This window comes from Clostridium sp. CM042 (assembly GCF_055080995.1).
In genome coordinates, this window is the sequence record NZ_CM143646.1 from 217,251 (window position 1) to 234,783 (window position 17,533).

The following is a 17,533-nucleotide window of genomic DNA, read 5'->3' on the forward strand; positions in this document are numbered from 1 at the left end:
TTTCCCATAGTATGATTTGTATTATCATATTGATATTTTCACTATTTATAATTACAATCTTTACACCGCTACTTTACTTATTTTACTCATAGTAAATAATTTAAACATTAAAACTAGAATTACGTCGTTTAATAATACTTATATAGAATTATCCAAAATGAAATTACTACTTAAATTTTTTTAAAATGATTTATTTGTTTTTCATAATAAAATTCTAACTTCTTGGTAAACATATAAACATACAAAAAATTCAACCAAGGAGGTAATTTAAGTATGGGAAATAAAGAGAAAAAAGGTGCTTTTAGTAGCTTCATAGGTATAATAATAAGATTTATAGTAACTTCAATTATATTAGCTATAACATCATTTTTAATACCAGGGTTTGTACTTGTGGGTCTACGTTCAATTATATTAGCGGCAGTAGTTATATCTTTAATAGATTATTTAGTGGAAAAACTTATGCGAGTTGATGCATCGCCTTTTGGGAAGGGAATAAAAGGATTTGTAATAGCGGCTATAATATTATATATAGCACAATTCCTGGTTCCTGGGATGAGGGTATCTATAATAGGAGCAATAATTGCTTCAATAGTCATTGGAATACTAGATGCTATACTACCAGGAAGAGCAATATAATCGTTGAAGTGAGAGCATTAAAACTTGAAAATTTATGGTTAGTACATTTTTGTAATAAATAGCAAATAATAAATTATACTTGAAGTTTCTAAAATTAAAGGAGGAGCTTATGCTCCTCCTAACCATTTTCATCACATTAAATCAATACAGATACAATATTATTCACCCTTGACATGCACAAAGTACTTCTATATTTTTTTATCAATCTTTTTTAAAAATTTATGATTGAATTCATTTCTGAGTGTAGTCGCCCATATTCCCCAAATAAAAAAGTTATAAGTAGCAAAGCTCATACCTTTAATATCAGATCAACATAATTTTTAATATACATATTTTTAATTATGTAAACACAAAATAAAATTGTTCTTTTATTCTTAAAGGGAGGAAGTAATTTTATGGATGAAAAAAATGATGTATGTATTAATAATCAATTAAAATCAAAATCTTATTGGATTGATTCAACTAATGAAACAAACTATAAAGCTTTAGAAAAAGACATTAAAGTTGATATAGCAATAATAGGGGGAGGCATTACAGGCATAACAACTGCTCTCCTTTTAAAAAATGAAGGGTTCAAAGTTGCGTTAATTGAAGCAGATAAAATAGTCAAGGGTGCTACAGGTCACACTACAGCTTTCATTACTTCACAACATGATATAATATATAGTAATTTAATTAGAAGTGTGGGAATTGAAAAAGCTAAGCAGTATGCAGATGCTAACGAAGGGGCAATAGATTTTATAGAGAGTATGGTAAAAAAACACAATATTGATTGCGATTTTTGTAGGCTACCAGCATACATCTATACAACAGATGAAAACTATATAGATACTATTAAGGAAGAAGTAGAAGCTGCTAAAATGCTAGGTATAAAAGCAAAATATGTTGAAAAGTTGGATTTGCCATTTTCAATAAAGGGTGCATTATGTTTTGAAAATCAAGCTCAATTTCACCCTAGAAAATACCTCCTTGAAATTGCTAAAAACATTTCTAGCAATGATTGTAACATATATGAAAATACCAGAGCTGTAGATATTGAACATGATGATTTATACACTGTAATAACAGACACAGGCTTTAAGGTAATAGCTCCAAAAGTTGTTTTAGCTTCACATTATCCTTTTTATGATGGGTTAGGGCTGTATTTTGCAAGGCTTCGACCACAAAGGTCATATGTAATAACTGCAAAAATAAAGGATGAATTGTCAAAAGGTACATTTGTAGATGCAGGGGAGAAAGGTTGGTATTTTCGTTCACAAAAGTATAAGGATGGTCAGATGATAATTATCGGGGGCCAAGATCATAAAACTGCTCATGGTGGTGATATGATAAAACATTATGCTAATTTAGAAAAGCATGCTGAAAAAAACTTTAGTATTGAAAAAATTTTGTATAGATGGTCGACTCAAGACTATATAACAATAGATGGTGTGCCATATGTAGGTAATCTTACTTCTTCATCAGAAAATATTTATGTTGCTACAGGTTATGGTGAATGGGGAATGACAAATGGAACAGCGGCTGCGAATATACTAAGGGATATTATAGTTAATAAGGTAAGTCCATATCAAGACGTATATAATCCATCACGTAATATTTCAACTGATGGGATTAAGAATTTTGCTAAGGAAAATTTTGATGTTGCAAAGCAGTTAATAAAGGGAAAACTTCAAGTTGGACAATATAATATTGAATTAAAAAATGATGAGGGAAAGATGGTAGAGATTGATGGAGAAAGGTGTGGAGCATATAGGGATAAAAATGGAGAACTGCATATAGTTGATATAACATGTACGCACATAGGTTGTGAACTGAAATGGAATAGTGCGGAAAAATCCTGGGATTGTCCTTGCCATGGATCAAGATTTACTTTTGAAGGCGATATTATAGAAGGCCCAGCCGTTAACAGGTTAAATCACTACAAAGAAAGTGATAATATGGAGTAAAAGATCCAAGTAAAAATTCAATAAGCTTCATCTATAAAGTTAGTATACTCCATACAATAATAGTATGGGGTTATTTTACGGTGAAATCCTTCGGTGATTTATTGTGCATCAGAGCTTTGGATGCCACAGTTTCATCAAATGTATTATGATTGAAAAAAAGCTGTTGTAAAATATTATTTTTATAATCATTTAATACATTTATTCCGAATATATTATTAATGATGAAATAATAATTTAGGAGCATGTTATGATATCAAATCAAAAATTTATAAATCAATCTTTAGAGTTAAATCTATTCTTTTTAAGAATAATGAAGGAGCACTCCATATTTTTGGAGGCAGCATTTGTTATAAAGGATAGGAATTTAATCAATCAAGCAGATGCATTTAAAAATGAATTTACTAGATTGCTTTCACATGCAATATCCTTGTCTGACGGAGTAATTCCCTCTAGAGTATTAGAGTCAAATGAAATCTCGACTAAATATACAATGGATGCTGAGAGGGCAACTCAATTTGCTACTGGAATATTTATAGACTCAAGCATAACCTCTATGGAGAACTCATTAGTACCTGGCATGAATAATAAGAACATATCCATGCTCACTGAACATGTTTATGCGCTGAATTACAATTCTATAGCAGCGACTAATATGATTGCTCAATTCAAAGCTAAACTTAAAAATGATGTTTTATCCTGCAAGGTATTTACTACCGCTTATCCATTGTTAATAGATCATATACTTAGGGAAGCAATATTCTTTGCAACGTTATTAACAAGATTACAAAATGGTATTGAGATTGATGTGCAAAGAGATTTAGTTGAACAGGAAACCTTTTGGAACAGAATAATGTCAGAGCACTCTTACTTTATTAGAGGATTATTAGATCCTACTGAAGTGGAACTATTTGATATATCAAATAATTTTGGGAAAGAATTTGAAACACTAAGAAAAGAAGCATCTGCTATTAATAAATCTTCATTAGAGTTATCCGGTCTTACAGAAAATACCTTAAAACAAACTATTATGATTAGAGACTTTAAGACTCAGGCTACTGAAGGACTCTTAAATTGTAAAATCAAGTCAATAATTGTTCCACTTTTGGCAGATCATGTCCTTAGAGAAGCCAATCATTATATAAACCTTTTAGAGTTATTCAGTGACAAATAGGACATTTAATATGTTAAAGTAAAGAAGAATTACATGGGAAATAAAGTTTTTCTATGAGTATAAAAATAATGGATAAGCAAATTAGGTTATAGTGATTATGATTAAATAAGACCTAAAAATAAAATAGGAGTCATATTATCCTTGTATAATATGACTCTTATTTTATTTTCAAACGGTTTTTAATAAAGCTATAGTTTAAACTATAGCTTTTGATGTATATTTTGGTAACGTAGTTATAATTACTGCTGAAATTGATATCACTAGAGGGCTACCTGTTTTAAACATTGTTGGATTTGCCGATAGATATACAGATACTTATGGCAACTAAATAAATAATTGTTAATGATGAATTTTTCGATATTATACTTTTATAAAGGGTTTTGCATTCTTTTATAGAAATTAAAAGAGTGGGAGGTGAGGGTATGGATGTAAATGATTTGAAGGATCTAAAGAATTTTATGTATTGTATTATGGGCCCTCTAACTCATTTTATATAATAGCAAAATTATGAAAACTTAATAATTTATGAAAGGTTTGATTATTTTATGAAAAAATTATTAATCGCATTTGGCCTCTTAGTATTACTTATAGGCTCATTCTTTACCACTTATAAAATACATGCTCCAATTAAAATCACAGAGACGCAATCTTCTGGAGATAAGACAGCAGATAAAAAAAGCATAATTCAACCTACTGCGAGTGAGCTCACGCTACCTCAAACTTCCTCGGAAACAATTACGAAAAAAGCTCCACTCATTTATGATATTTTAGGTACAAGTATTAGACCTACAATCTATCCAGATGAAGCAATGACAAAATGGAGAGAAAATGTAGTGAACTTAGCCAAAGAACATCCTTCTGACTTATATATTAATGGACAAAATGAAAACAAGGTAGTAGCACTTACATTTGATGATGGTCCAGACCCAGTAAATACTCCTAAAATTATTAAAGTATTACGGGAGAATAATATTCAAGGCACTTTTTTCTGTATTGGTAAACAAATTGAAGCATGTAAATCCATAATTAAACAGGCCTATGCAGATGGAGATGTAATAGCAAATCATAGTTGGTCTCATAAAGACTTCACCACTATTAATGCAGCTGAAATTAATAATGAAGTAACTTTAACTGAAAATGAAATCAATAAGGTAATAGGAAAAAGGTCTGCATTAATAAGAACACCCTATGGTGATACAAATGATGCTGTTCAGAATTCTTTAAAAGCATTAAATTACAAAAATATAATTTGGTCCACCGATACCTTAGATTGGGAGCAACGTGAAGTTGCTAATATTGTTAAAAATGTAGTTGAAAATGTACGTCCTGGAGAAATAATCTTAATGCATTGTAATGAAGATAAAAAAGTCACTACCGAGGCACTGCCACAAATTATTTCAAAGCTTAAAGAGATGGGATACAGCTTTGTTACTGTAGATAAGCTTTTAGATTTATCAGCATATAAATAATTAAGTTGTAGCATATTCTACCACATTGAACGTGGTTCGAATGAATAATCAAGATAGTAAGTGTCGAGTGTAACATAATTAATATAAAATTATTTCCTGCATGGAAACACAAACTTAATTACTTAACTTTGCATGATAAAAGTACTAACCATAAAAGGCTAATTGCAAAATGCAATTAGTCTTTTATGGTTTATGAAAATATAAAACATAGAGGATTTAAACTTTATTTTTTTATTGGGAAATAAAGTTCTGGCGTATCTTTAGATATGGTTTTGAATTCATAACCTTTTTCTTTATAATATTTAATTATATTAGGCAATGCCTTGCAGGTGTTTTTGTGCATATAGTCACAATGTAAAAGCAATATAATGGGGGATAGTTTTTCACTACCTTTTGTAGCATCTCTATATAACTGATTTGGCGATGTATTTGGATTTATTCCATCTAAAGTTACCATATTCCAATCATATATTTTAAAATTATAACTATGCAATTTATTTAAATAAGAATGAGTTAGGCGTTTGCTACTACCTCCAGGAAATCTAATTATATTAGGTGAAATTCCAGTTAATCTATTTATTTCATTGCGACAGTCTAGCATTTCCTTTATAAAAACATCTCTACTTGAATAAATAAGCTTAAATTTATGAGTATAGGTATGCAAGCCAATGCAATGTCCATCATCATGAATTCTTTTTACCGTATTTTCGAAACCATTAATTTGATTTCCAATAATAAAAAAGGTGGCTTTAACATCATTTTCTTTTAAGATGTCCAAGACTTTATCTGTAATTATGCTAGGACCATCATCAAAAGTTAAATAAATCACTTTTTTTTCCTGATTAACATTTTTTACGGATGTATTAAGGTCTTTAATTGGTCGAGTAGAATTTTGTATTTCAATACCCATTACATTTTCTTTATAGGAGAAAATGATTAAAAATGTTGTTATAAAGTATAAAAAGGTTTTTAATTTATTTTTCAATTCAGTACCCTCCTATATCTATTAATTATGGCGCTATACTATATGGCTACTAAAATCTGTTGTTTTTTAACACATCACAATTCATTAATATATCCATTTTAGTATGGATTTTTTATTGAATTATATACGTACATTAAGAAAAAAATTTAGAGTTGATATGGTTTTGTTTAAAGGCATCTAATTAATTTTCGGATTATTTGATAAAACTTTATTTTTTTGTTGTATTATAGAATTTCCACTAATATATTCTTATTTAATAAACCCTTTTAATTTAAGAGTATCGTTGCTATCAGAAATATATTATTTGGTTTACATATTAATAATTATGAATAAAACTAAAAAAGTAAACCGAAATCAAACTTAACAATACAGTTTACGGAAACTTATTTCGTCAATAATTATGGAATAAAAGAGAGGAAGTTGTCAGGGCAAAAAACGATAGTAATAAGAGTTGCGGCAGATAAAAAATGTATGACTTCACAAAATCAGAATTTTAGCACTGGATGTCAATTTGCTTTAGTCAATTAAACGGTATCCATAAGATATCCAGATCATATGCTACTATTTGTTTGATAATTTATTTAAGGACCTCCACGTGAAATAAATTCATAATGATTAACAATAATAAATACATTATAAAAGTATATGAATATTATTCAAAGGAAGTAGTCTATGCATAATTTAAATGTTATAGGTAAAAGTGTGCCTAGGAAAGAGTCAATAGACAAAGTAACAGGTATGGCGATATATACCAATGATTACCAAGCTCCTGGACTTTTATATGCGAGAATGATAACAAGTCCTTATGCTCATGCAAAAATAAAGTCTATTGAATATAAAAATGCACTAAGCGCTTCTGGAATTAGGGCAGTGTTAACAGGGCAGTACTTTCCACAGCTTATAGGATCTACTATTCTTGATAGACCTCCTATAGCAATAGATAAAGTAAGATACAATGGTGAACCCGTGGCGGTGGTGGTGGCTGATAGTGAAGTTGAAGCTGAAAAAGCGGCACAACTTATAAAAATACAATATGAACCTTTGCAAGTAGTAAATTCTCCTCGTGAGGCACTTAAAAAAGATGCCCCATTGGTTCATGAAAAACTTGGTCAATATAAAATTATAGATGAGACTTTACCAGAAGCCAATACAAATGTCGCTAACCGAACTAAGATAAGAAAAGGTGATATTAAAAAGGGATGGTCTAAAAGTGAGGTAACGGTCGAAGCTAGTTTTTCTTTTCCACCTTCTGATCATGCGGCTATGGAAACAAGGTGTGTAAGAGCAGAAATATTACCAGATGGGAAGGTTATCATATATTCTGCTTCTCAGGCACCATTTACCATAAAAAAACTTTTAAGTGATTTCTTTAAAATTGACCCTGGCAATGTTATTGTCAATGTACCTTTAGTAGGTGGGGCTTATGGAGGTAAAACAGCCGTACAGCTAGAATTTATTGCTTATTTGTGTTCAAAGGCGGTTGGAGGAAGACGAGTTAAACTTACAAATACAAGAGAAGAAGATCTGGTTACATCCCCGGTTCATATAGGTCTTGATGCAAAAATCAAGCTAGGATGCACAAAAGACGGGAGACTCACTGTTGCAGAGATAACCTATTTATTTGATGGAGGTGCATACTCGGATAGGGCAGTTATTATAAGCAAGGCAGCTGCTGTAGACTGTACAGGACCATACAATATTGAAAATGTATGGTGTGATTCATTGTGTGTATATACAAATCATCCTTATGCTGCAGCTTTCAGAGGCTTCGGTCATGCTGAGCTTACATTTCCTATAGAAAGAACAATGGATATACTAGCGGATAAGCTTGGGATGGATCCTTTAGAATTACGATTACGAAATGCAATATTACCAGGGGATACTAGCCCTACTCAAACCTTACTTACTAGAAATAATTTGGGTAATTTACCAAAGTGCATACAGAGGTTATCTGAACTAATACATTGGGAAGAAGGAAGAATAGCTGAAACCGAGGATGGTAAAGTGAAGGCTAAAGGTATAAGTTTTTTCTGGAAGAATTCAAATACAGCTTTAAATGCAGGAGGAGGAGCAATTCTTACATTTAATCCGGATGGAAGCATTAATCTTATTTGCGGCGCAGTTGAAATGGGGCAGGGAACTAAAACAGCCTTGGCACAGATATTAGCAGAAAAAATGAAAATGAATGTAGATCAAATCCATGTAGTCATGGACGTTAATACTCAGACAGCTCCGGATCACTGGAAAACAGCCGCAAGCAGGACTATTTTGCTGATTGGTAGAGCAATACTTAGAGCAGCTGAGGATGCCATTAATCAACTATGCAGAACGGCTGCTATTGCTTTAAGGTGTTCCACAGATGAACTAGAGGTTGGTGGAGGAAGAGTATTTTTAAGAGACAATCCCCAAACAGGAATAGAAATAAATAAAATTGCATTTGGATATACCTATCCCAATGGAAATTCAGTTGGAGGACAGGTTATTGGAAGAGGAAGTTTTGTTTTGAAACATCTAACAGGTTTAGATCCTGAGACTGGCAAAGGTAATCCGGGACCAGAGTGGACTGTTGGTGCAGCAGCTGTAGAAGTAGAATTTGATAAAAAGGAATATACCTACAAAATTATTAAGGCAGCTTGTGTTATAGATGCAGGTAAGGTTATTAATCCTGGGGCGGCAAAAGGTCAAATTTCTGGAGGTATGAACCTAGGATTGAGTTTTGCTAGTAGAGAATCATTTTTGTTTACGGATAAAGGTATTATTCAAAATAAACAGTTAAGAACATATAAAATTATGAGATTTGGAGAAAACCCAGAGTATCTTGTAGATTTTATAGAAACTCCACAAATAGACGCCCCATATGGTGCAAGAGGAATTGGAGAATATGGTGTAATTGGAATGCCGGCAGCACTTGCAAACAGTTTATCCTATGCAGCGAAGGTACCCCTTAACCAATTGCCGTTAACTCCTGAGTTCATATGGAAAGCAAAAGAGGGGGGACAATAATGATTGCATTGGATTTTGAGTATTATAAACCGGATTCATTAGATGAGGCAGTAAAACTGTATCACAATCTTCGCGAGAGCGGTAAGGACCCTTTATATTATTCAGGTGGTACAGAAATAATCACTATGGCAAGGAGAAATGATATATCTACAAAGGCAGTAATAGACATTAAAGGAATTCTTGAATGTAATGTATTTGAAATAAGAGGCGATCAACTAGTAATAGGTGCTGCAGTTGCACTTACTCACATTTCTGAGAATAAATTAGTTCCATTCTTAAGTAAGACAGCAAACTTTCCAGCAGATCATACAGCCCGTAATATGATAACTGTAGGCGGGAATATTTGTGGCAAGATTATATATAAGGAAGCGATTTTAGGCCATTTAATTGCAGATAGCAATGCAATTATATACGGAGAAAAAGGTAAAAGGATAGTTCCAATAAATCGGGCTTTTAATCAAAGGCTTCAACTGGAAAAAGGGGAATTGCTTTTTCAATTGACAACAGATATGAGCTATTCTAATTTACCCCATGTATGTATAAAGAAGACTAAACAGGGGAAAATAGATTATCCTTTAATTAGCATGGCTGCACTTAAGAAAAATAATAATATTCAAATGGCATTTAGCGGGGTTTGTGCTTATCCATTTAGGTCTATAGAAATGGAGCAGTATATAAATAACAAAAATATTTCAAAGGAGAAAAGGATAGTACAGGCGATAAGTCATTTGCCTGCTCCTATATTTGGAAATATTCAGGGCTCTTCTGAATATAAGAAGTTCGTATTAAGAAATTTACTAGATTATACTTTGGAAACACTGGATGGTGAAGGAAGATGATATCGTATTTTGAAACATCAAAAATAGAACTCAATATTAATGGGGAAAAGAGAAACTTGATTATTAGGCCTGCGGATACCCTTCTTAGAGTGCTTAGAGAACAATTGGGACTAACTGGAGCAAAGGCTGGGTGCGAAAATGGAGATTGTGGTACATGTACTGTACTCTTAGATGGATTGCCTGTTAAATCATGTATTATGCTAGCTGTTGAAGCTATTGGACATAAAGTGACCACTATTGAGGGTTTAAAAGAAGAGCCAATTCAAAAAGCTTTTATAGAAAAATGGAGTTTTCAATGTGGATATTGTACACCAGGTTTTATAATGAACTGTTATGGACTTATAACCATTCACCCGGATGCAGATGATGAAACTATTGAGGAATGGCTTCAATCCAATATTTGCAGATGCACATCATATGAAGAGATTAGAGAAGCTGTAAAATCAGTATTACTCTTAAATAAGAAATGAGGGTTATGCAAAAATTAACGGAATAAGTAGCATTATATCTAAGTTTGGATGGGTTGTCTGAGGTAAGATTCAACCCGAATTATAGCACAGGTAAGTTAGTCTGCCTGTGTTTTTTGTTTTTTTGCTTAAAATAAAAAGCTTTAATGAACTAAATTCTATGAATAATGAGTTTACAGAAAATTATTTTGTCAATAATTATGAAATAGAAGTAATAAGAAATAATAAGGGTTAAGGTGATAATATGGCAATACAAATTATGTCTGCCGCATTTACAGGAATTAAAGGGGTTATAGTTACTGTTGAAATTGATATCACTCGCGGGTTACCTGCTTTAAACATTGTTGGACTTGCAGATATTGCAGTTAAAGAATCAAAGGAGCGAGTACGTTCTGCAATACTAAACTCAGGGTTTGATTTTCCAGTAAATAGAATAACTATAAATTTAGCACCAGCAGATCTGAAAAAAGAAGGTTCTCTATTTGATTTGCCTATAGCTATAGGGATACTTCTGGCAACTAAACAAATAATTGTTAATGATATTAACGATTATCTTTTTATCGGAGAATTATCTTTGTCTGGAAAGTTAAGGAAAGTAAGAGGCTCATTACCTGTAGTTATGGAAGGAATAGAAAACGGAATTGAAAAATTTATTGTTCCTAGTAACAATGCAAAAGAATGTAGTCTTGTTAAATCTGCAAAGATATTTCCTTTAGATAATTTAAATCAAGTAGTAAGTTTTTTAACTTATAAGGACTTATTGCCCTATAAGCAGAGCAATGATTTAGAAATATTAATAAATGAAGAGTTAGATTATGAAGACGTTATGGGGCAAGAAAGCTCAAAACGTGCTATTGAAGTAGCGGCTGCGGGAAATCATAATTTACTCATGTATGGTCCACCTGGTTCAGGTAAATCGATGATGGCTAAGAGAATTCCTACTATACTACCATCTTTAAGTCAAGAGGAATCACTTGAGGTTACTAAAATTTATAGTGTTTCTGGAAATCTTGGTGATAATGGAGGGATTATTCTGCAAAGACCGTTTAGGAGTCCGCATCATACTATATCACGAATTGCTTTGGTTGGTGGTGGAAATAAGTTAATACCTGGAGAAATCTCTTTAGCACATAAAGGAGTATTGTTTTTAGATGAAATATTAGAATTTAAAAAAAATGTAATAGAAATACTAAGACAGCCTTTAGAGGATAGAAAAATTAATATTTCAAGAATAAATGGAACCGTAGAATATCCATCAAACTTTATGTTTGTAAGTGCTTTAAATCCATGTCCTTGTGGATATTACGGATCTTATGAGAAGCGATGTAGTTGTAGTGATTATGAAAGAAGAAGGTATTTGAGTAAATTATCAGGCCCACTACTCGACCGCATTGATATATTTACAGCGGTAAATGCTCTACCTTATAATAAAATAGCTAGTGGGAAAAGTAGTGAAAAATCTAATGTTATTAAAAAAAGAGTAGAAGTAGCAAGAGATATTCAAGAAAAAAGATTTAGATCGGAAGAAATTCACTGTAATGCAGAGATGAGCCAAAAGCTAATTAAAAGGTACTGCCATTTAGATAATAAAGCCAGTAAAATCATGGAATTAATGTATAACAAATTTAAGCTAAGTACGAGAGCTTATTCTAGAATTCTTAAGGTAGCAAGGACTATTGCAGATTTAGATGAAAGTGAGAATATTTTAGATAAACATATAATTGAAGCTATGCAATATAGAAAATTTATAGATGAAAAGATAGTTTAATTCGTAATATTAAAAAATTAAATTTAAGTTAGTGGAGGTATAGTAAAAAAATGAATGACTATGATATATGGTTTTCTTTAGTTAAATTATCCCCTAAAAATAAACTGAAATTAATAAATGATTTTCATAATACAGAAAAAATATGGTATTATGGTGTACATAATAAAAAAACAGAATATTTTAAAAATAATTTGATTGACGTACTTGCAGATGCTTGGAATGAAAGTGAAATTGATAAGGTAAAAATAAAATTAGAGGTTAATGAAATAAAATCAGTTACTTATTTAGAAGAGGAATATCCTAAAAAATTAAAAAATTATGATGATGCACCATTTGCATTATTTTATAAAGGAAACATATTGCCATTAGAAGATGGATATAATGTTTCTATAGTTGGTTCAAGGAAATATTCAAATTACGGTAAGGACGTTACTAAAATTATATGCTCAGATTTATGTGCTAATAATATTAATATTATTAGCGGAATGGCTAAGGGCATTGATACTTTTGCCCATGAAAGTTGTTTGGAGAACGAAGGCTATACTTGTGCAGTTTTAGGTTCGGGATTAGATATAGTATACCCAAAACAAAATCTTAAAATTTTCAATAAAATAATTGAAAAAGGTGCTGTTATATCAGAGTTTTTACCAGGAACACCACCACATGCTTACAACTTTCCTCAAAGAAATAGAATAATAAGCGCTCTCAGTGATATTATTATTGTAATTGAGGCTGGTGAAAAAAGTGGATCTTTAATTACTGCAAATTTAGCACTCGAACAAGGTAAAGATGTTATGGCTGTGCCAGGCTCTATATTTTCATATGAAAGCAAAGGAACAAATAAATTAATTAAGGATGGAGCATACCCTATGACTTGTTCTGATGATATATTTAATTTAATGGGAATAGAGATGAAAAATCAAAAAAAAATAACTGTGAAGTCTTTTAATAGTCAAATTAACAAAGAAGTATATAGCATTATAAATGATAGTCCACTACATATAAACGATATTATTAGAACAACTAACATTGACATAAAACAATTATATGAGGTATTATTTGAAATGCAGATTAAAAATGAAATATTATGTCTATCAGGAAACTATTATGTAAAAGTAAATGACAAAATATAAGTAAATATATATTAACTATATTAGAATACATTGATGGAGGGGATAAGATGGGACAAAAACTTGTTATAGTTGAGTCGCCGGCTAAAGCTAAAACTATAAAAAAATATTTAGGAAGTAGTTATGTAGTAGAGGCGTCCATGGGGCATGTTAGAGATTTGCCAAAAAGCCAATTGGGGGTTGACATAGAAAATAATTATGAACCTAAATATATAACTATCCGTGGTAAGGGAGAACTCCTTTCGAAACTAAGAAAAGAAGCAAAAAAAAGCGACAAAATTTATTTGGCAACAGATCCTGATAGAGAGGGTGAAGCTATAGCTTGGCATTTAGCAAAAGCCTTAAAAATAGATGAAAAAGATAAGTGTAGGATAGAATTCAATGAGATAACCAAAGCAGCTGTTAAAAACGCTATAAAGTCTCCAAAAGTAATAAATGCAACGCTTGTGGATGCCCAACAAGCAAGGCGTATACTTGATAGATTGGTTGGATATGAAATTAGTCCTATTCTTTGGAGAAAAGTTAAATGGGGACTTAGTGCAGGACGAGTTCAATCAGTTACACTTAAAATAATCTGTGACAGACAAAAGGAAATAGAAAAATTTGTAACCAAAGAGTATTGGACTATAGAATGCGAGCTGTACAAAGAAGGAGATTCTCAGAAATTAAATGTTAAATTAGTCTTTAAGGGTAAAGAAAAAGTTGAAATGAATTCTAAGGAAGAAAGTGATAATGTCATTAATGAACTTAAGGAAAAAGAATTCATTATAAGCAAAATAAAGAAATCATCAAAGACTAGAAAACCACTGCCGCCATTCATAACAAGTACATTGCAGCAAGATGCATATAGAAAACTTAATTTTGCGACTAAAAGAACTATGTCTATTGCGCAACAATTATATGAAGGTATGGAGATAGAAGGACATGGAACAGTGGGATTAATTACATATATGAGAACTGATTCTACTAGAATAGCTGAAGAAGCTCAAATAAATGCGAAAGAATTTATTGAGAGTAAATATGGTGAGCAATACTATCCGAGTACCCCTAGAATATATAAAAGCAAAAAAAGCATACAAGATGCTCATGAAGCTGTTAGACCTTCTTATGTTGAAATAACGCCAGAGATAGCAAAAAAAACTCTTAAAGCTCCACAATACAAACTATATAAATTAATTTGGAATAGATATGTAGCAAGTCAAATGGAATCATGTTTACTAAATACTATATCTATTGATATAGTAAATGGAGACTATGTGTTTAAGGCATCGGGATCTAAAGTATCCTTCGATGGATTCAGAAAAATTTATGATGAAGAACTAGATGAAGAAGAAAATACTTTAAAAATTCCAGAATTGAATGAAGGCGATATTCTACAATGTGAAAAAAACGAGGGAAAACAGCATTTTACTCAGCCTCCTGCTAAATTTTCTGAGGCATCTCTTGTAAAAACATTAGAAGAAAATGGCATAGGAAGACCTAGTACTTATGCACCTATTATTACAACTCTTCTAAATAGAAAGTATGTAGAAAAAGACCAAAAGACTTTAGAAGTTACAGAAATAGGAAATATCGTAAATAACATTGTAAGTGAATACTTTAAACAGATAGTGGATATTGAATTTACAGCACAAATGGAGAATAATTTAGATTATATAGAACAAGGACAGGAAAAATGGCAAAATATAGTTAATGAATTTTTTACACCATTAAAAAAAGATATTGAAATTGCTGAGAAAGAGATAGCTAAAATCACAATAGAAGATGAAGTTACAGACGTAGAATGTGATAAATGTGGTAAGTTAATGGTAATAAAGCATGGGAGATTTGGCGATTTCATGGCATGCCCTGGCTACCCAGAATGCAAAAACACAAAAGCAATTACTAAAGAACTAGAACTTCCATGCCCTAAATGTGGTGGAAAAATTTTAGAAAGAAGAAGTAAGAAAGGAACTAAATTTTTTGGATGCAGTAATTATCCAGAATGTGATTTTGTAAGTTGGTTTGAGCCTACAGAAATAAAATGTTCTGAGTGTGGTACATATATGTTAAAAAGATATAGTAAGACTAAAGGCGATTATATGGAATGTTCTAATAAAGAATGTAAACATAAGGAATATAAAGTTGAAGAAAATAGTGAAGAGAGCGGTGAAGGAAAGTAAAATTTATACAATAATTTAAATGACTTACTAGAAATTAATAAATATAATGTCGAAATTTAAAAAACGCTGTTGATATAGCATGAATGTTGTGATAGTATTAAATGGAGAAGGAACAATTCTAAAAATTTGAAATGTTTTGAACTTTACTTATGCTAGATCAAGATAGCTTTATGAAATGGATTAAATAATATAGATTGTGTTTTATAACATAAATGAGGAGGAATATTGTGTCACTATTAGCTAAAACAAGAATGTTAAATAAAATATTGCAAAAATCAGGAACAGAGCCAGTAGTTTTTGATGATATTTGTAATTTGTTAAGCGATGTATTGCAATGTAATGTATATATTATTAGCAGAAGAGGAAAAATATTGGGTTATAATTTATCAAGCGGATTTGAATGTGAAATCGTAAAGGATGAAATTATAAAAACCATGAGATTCCCGGAAAATTACAATGACAGCTTGCTTAATGTCAATGAAACAAGGGCTAATCTTACGAATAAAAATATTTGTGTATTCCAAGATAATAAGGAGTGCTCAATAGAAAATAAATTATCCACCATAGTACCGATAAATGGTAACAGAGAAAGATTAGGTACTCTTTTACTTGCAAGATTTGATAAAGAGTTTACAGACGATGATTTAGTTTTAGTTGAATATAGTGCTACTATAGTTGGACTTGAGATTTTGAGAGCTAAAAATGATTTGATAGAAGAAGAAGCAAGGAAAAAAGCAGTAGTACAACTTGCTATTGGAACACTATCTTATTCTGAACTAGAAGCTGTGCAACATATTTTCAATGAATTAGATGGAACTGAAGGATTGTTAGTAGCATCTAGAATAGCAGACAAAGTTGGAATAACTAGATCTGTTATTGTTAATGCACTCAGAAAATTTGAAAGTGCAGGAGTAATAGAATCAAGATCACTTGGAATGAAAGGTACTCATATCAAAATATTAAATGAGAAACTAATTGACGAGCTTAAAAAAATAAAATAATTTGAGGCAGAGCAATTTTGTTCTGCCTTAAATTGTTTTTTATTATTAAAATATAAATATATATGAGACAAGTATTTTAAAAATAAGGTGTATTTTCAATTTTATTAAAAAAAATATTGAATACATTATCACCTTGTGATATACTACATAGGTAAGAAAATACACACATTGCTTGATTATGGAAGGGTTCCGATATTTGGACTTCAATAAGATGATGGTGATGGAGGTAAAAACCAAGGAGGTTATTATTAATGGCAGTTATTTCAATGAAACAATTATTAGAAGCAGGTGTTCACTTCGGACATCAAACTAGAAGATGGAATCCTAAAATGGCACCATACATATTTACAGAAAGAAATGGTATATACATTATCGATTTACAAAAAACGGTTAGAAAAATCGATGACGCATATGATTTCATAAAGTCTGTATCTGAAGAAGGTAAGGATGTTCTGTTTGTAGGAACAAAAAAACAAGCTCAAGAAGCTATTAAATTTGAATCAGTAAGAGCAGGAATGCATTTTGTAAACAATAGATGGTTAGGTGGAATGTTAACAAACTTTAAAACAATTAAAACAAGAATACAAAGATTAGAAGAATTATTTAAAATGGAAGAAGACGGAATATTTGAAGTCCTTCCAAAAAAAGAAGTTAGTCACCTTCTAAATGAAAGAGAAAAACTAGAAAAGAATTTAGGCGGAATCAGAAGCATGGATGCAAACAAAATTGGAGCTCTATTTGTTGTAGACCCAAGAAAAGAAAAGAATGCAATTTCTGAAGCTAAAATTCTTGGAATTCCTGTAGTTGCAATAGTTGACACAAACTGTGATCCAGATGAAGTTGATTATGTAATTCCAGGTAATGATGATGCTATAAGAGCAGTTAAATTAATAACTGAAAGATTAGCTGATGCTATTATAGAAGGCAGACAAGGTGAACAATTAGCTGAATAATAG

At 31.2% G+C, this 17,533-nt stretch carries 13 protein-coding genes; 12 read left to right on the plus strand and 1 reads right to left on the minus strand.

Annotated elements, in window-relative coordinates; translation table 11 throughout:
* Positions 1–273: 273 nt before the first annotated feature.
* The 4 genes from ACWJJ7_RS01170 to ACWJJ7_RS01185 all read left to right on the plus strand — a co-directional run bounded on the left by ACWJJ7_RS01170 (position 274) and on the right by ACWJJ7_RS01185 (position 5,222).
* Positions 274–636: a phage holin family protein gene (locus ACWJJ7_RS01170; RefSeq protein WP_462963559.1), complete on the plus strand. Its 363-nt coding sequence runs from the start codon at positions 274–276 to the stop codon at positions 634–636.
* A gap of 395 nt (positions 637–1,031) precedes the next feature.
* A complete protein-coding gene (locus tag ACWJJ7_RS01175; RefSeq protein WP_462963560.1) occupies positions 1,032–2,582 on the plus strand; it encodes an FAD-dependent oxidoreductase in 1,551 nt (516 codons plus the stop codon).
* 247 nt (positions 2,583–2,829) lie between these two features.
* Positions 2,830–3,753: a DUF2935 domain-containing protein gene (locus ACWJJ7_RS01180; protein WP_462963561.1), complete on the plus strand. Its 924-nt coding sequence runs from the start codon at positions 2,830–2,832 to the stop codon at positions 3,751–3,753.
* Positions 3,754–4,298: 545 nt separating this feature from the next.
* Positions 4,299–5,222 carry a polysaccharide deacetylase family protein gene (locus tag ACWJJ7_RS01185; protein ID WP_462963562.1) on the plus strand — a complete coding sequence of 308 codons (924 nt, stop codon included), beginning with the start codon at positions 4,299–4,301 and terminating at the stop codon, positions 5,220–5,222.
* Between the two features lie 223 nt (positions 5,223–5,445).
* Here the strand turns inward: ACWJJ7_RS01185 and ACWJJ7_RS01190 are convergent, their stop codons facing one another.
* Positions 5,446–6,207 carry a polysaccharide deacetylase family protein gene (locus tag ACWJJ7_RS01190; protein ID WP_462963563.1) on the minus strand — a complete coding sequence of 254 codons (762 nt, stop codon included), beginning with the start codon at positions 6,205–6,207 and terminating at the stop codon, positions 5,446–5,448.
* A gap of 672 nt (positions 6,208–6,879) precedes the next feature.
* Here ACWJJ7_RS01190 and ACWJJ7_RS01195 point away from each other — a divergent pair.
* From ACWJJ7_RS01195 to rpsB, 8 genes are all read left to right on the plus strand, one after another.
* Complete coding sequence (locus ACWJJ7_RS01195; RefSeq protein ID WP_462963564.1) at positions 6,880–9,210, plus strand: xanthine dehydrogenase family protein molybdopterin-binding subunit; 2,331 nt, start codon at positions 6,880–6,882, stop codon at positions 9,208–9,210.
* Positions 9,210–10,049, plus strand: coding sequence for an FAD binding domain-containing protein (locus ACWJJ7_RS01200; RefSeq protein ID WP_462963565.1), 840 nt, complete (start codon positions 9,210–9,212; stop codon positions 10,047–10,049). Before ACWJJ7_RS01195 ends, ACWJJ7_RS01200 begins: the two co-directional genes overlap by 1 nt.
* The gene (locus tag ACWJJ7_RS01205; RefSeq protein ID WP_462963566.1) at positions 10,046–10,519 is read left to right on the plus strand and encodes a (2Fe-2S)-binding protein; all 474 of its coding nucleotides are present in this window, start codon (positions 10,046–10,048) and stop codon (positions 10,517–10,519) included. Before ACWJJ7_RS01200 ends, ACWJJ7_RS01205 begins: the two co-directional genes overlap by 4 nt.
* 241 nt (positions 10,520–10,760) lie before the next feature.
* Entirely contained in the window at positions 10,761–12,284 is a 1,524-nt protein-coding gene (locus tag ACWJJ7_RS01210) for a YifB family Mg chelatase-like AAA ATPase (RefSeq protein ID WP_462963567.1), read from the plus strand.
* Positions 12,285–12,334: 50 nt separating this feature from the next.
* On the plus strand, positions 12,335–13,417 hold the full coding sequence (gene dprA / locus ACWJJ7_RS01215; protein WP_462963568.1) for a DNA-processing protein DprA: 1,083 nt from the start codon (positions 12,335–12,337) through the stop codon (positions 13,415–13,417).
* Between the two features lie 47 nt (positions 13,418–13,464).
* Positions 13,465–15,576, plus strand: coding sequence for a type I DNA topoisomerase (topA, locus tag ACWJJ7_RS01220; protein WP_462963569.1), 2,112 nt, complete (start codon positions 13,465–13,467; stop codon positions 15,574–15,576).
* A gap of 224 nt (positions 15,577–15,800) precedes the next feature.
* Positions 15,801–16,577: a GTP-sensing pleiotropic transcriptional regulator CodY gene (gene codY / locus ACWJJ7_RS01225; protein ID WP_462964904.1), complete on the plus strand. Its 777-nt coding sequence runs from the start codon at positions 15,801–15,803 to the stop codon at positions 16,575–16,577.
* Between the two features lie 251 nt (positions 16,578–16,828).
* Positions 16,829–17,530: a 30S ribosomal protein S2 gene (gene rpsB, locus ACWJJ7_RS01230; protein WP_462956106.1), complete on the plus strand. Its 702-nt coding sequence runs from the start codon at positions 16,829–16,831 to the stop codon at positions 17,528–17,530.
* The last annotated feature ends 3 nt before the right edge of the window (positions 17,531–17,533 follow it).

Bases quoted from the DNA above. Each gene is read 5' to 3' on its own strand.
- ACWJJ7_RS01170 (WP_462963559.1), top strand. From the start codon at position 274: ATGGGAAATAAAGAGAAAAAAGGTGCTTTTAGTAGCTTCATAGGTATA.
- ACWJJ7_RS01175 (WP_462963560.1), top strand. From the start codon at position 1,032: ATGGATGAAAAAAATGATGTATGTATTAATAATCAATTAAAATCAAAA.
- ACWJJ7_RS01180 (WP_462963561.1), top strand. From the start codon at position 2,830: ATGATATCAAATCAAAAATTTATAAATCAATCTTTAGAGTTAAATCTA.
- ACWJJ7_RS01185 (WP_462963562.1), top strand. From the start codon at position 4,299: ATGAAAAAATTATTAATCGCATTTGGCCTCTTAGTATTACTTATAGGC.
- ACWJJ7_RS01195 (WP_462963564.1), top strand. From the start codon at position 6,880: ATGCATAATTTAAATGTTATAGGTAAAAGTGTGCCTAGGAAAGAGTCA.
- ACWJJ7_RS01200 (WP_462963565.1), top strand. From the start codon at position 9,210: ATGATTGCATTGGATTTTGAGTATTATAAACCGGATTCATTAGATGAG.
- ACWJJ7_RS01205 (WP_462963566.1), top strand. From the start codon at position 10,046: ATGATATCGTATTTTGAAACATCAAAAATAGAACTCAATATTAATGGG.
- ACWJJ7_RS01210 (WP_462963567.1), top strand. From the start codon at position 10,761: ATGGCAATACAAATTATGTCTGCCGCATTTACAGGAATTAAAGGGGTT.
- dprA (WP_462963568.1), top strand. From the start codon at position 12,335: ATGAATGACTATGATATATGGTTTTCTTTAGTTAAATTATCCCCTAAA.
- topA (WP_462963569.1), top strand. From the start codon at position 13,465: ATGGGACAAAAACTTGTTATAGTTGAGTCGCCGGCTAAAGCTAAAACT.
- rpsB (WP_462956106.1), top strand. From the start codon at position 16,829: ATGGCAGTTATTTCAATGAAACAATTATTAGAAGCAGGTGTTCACTTC.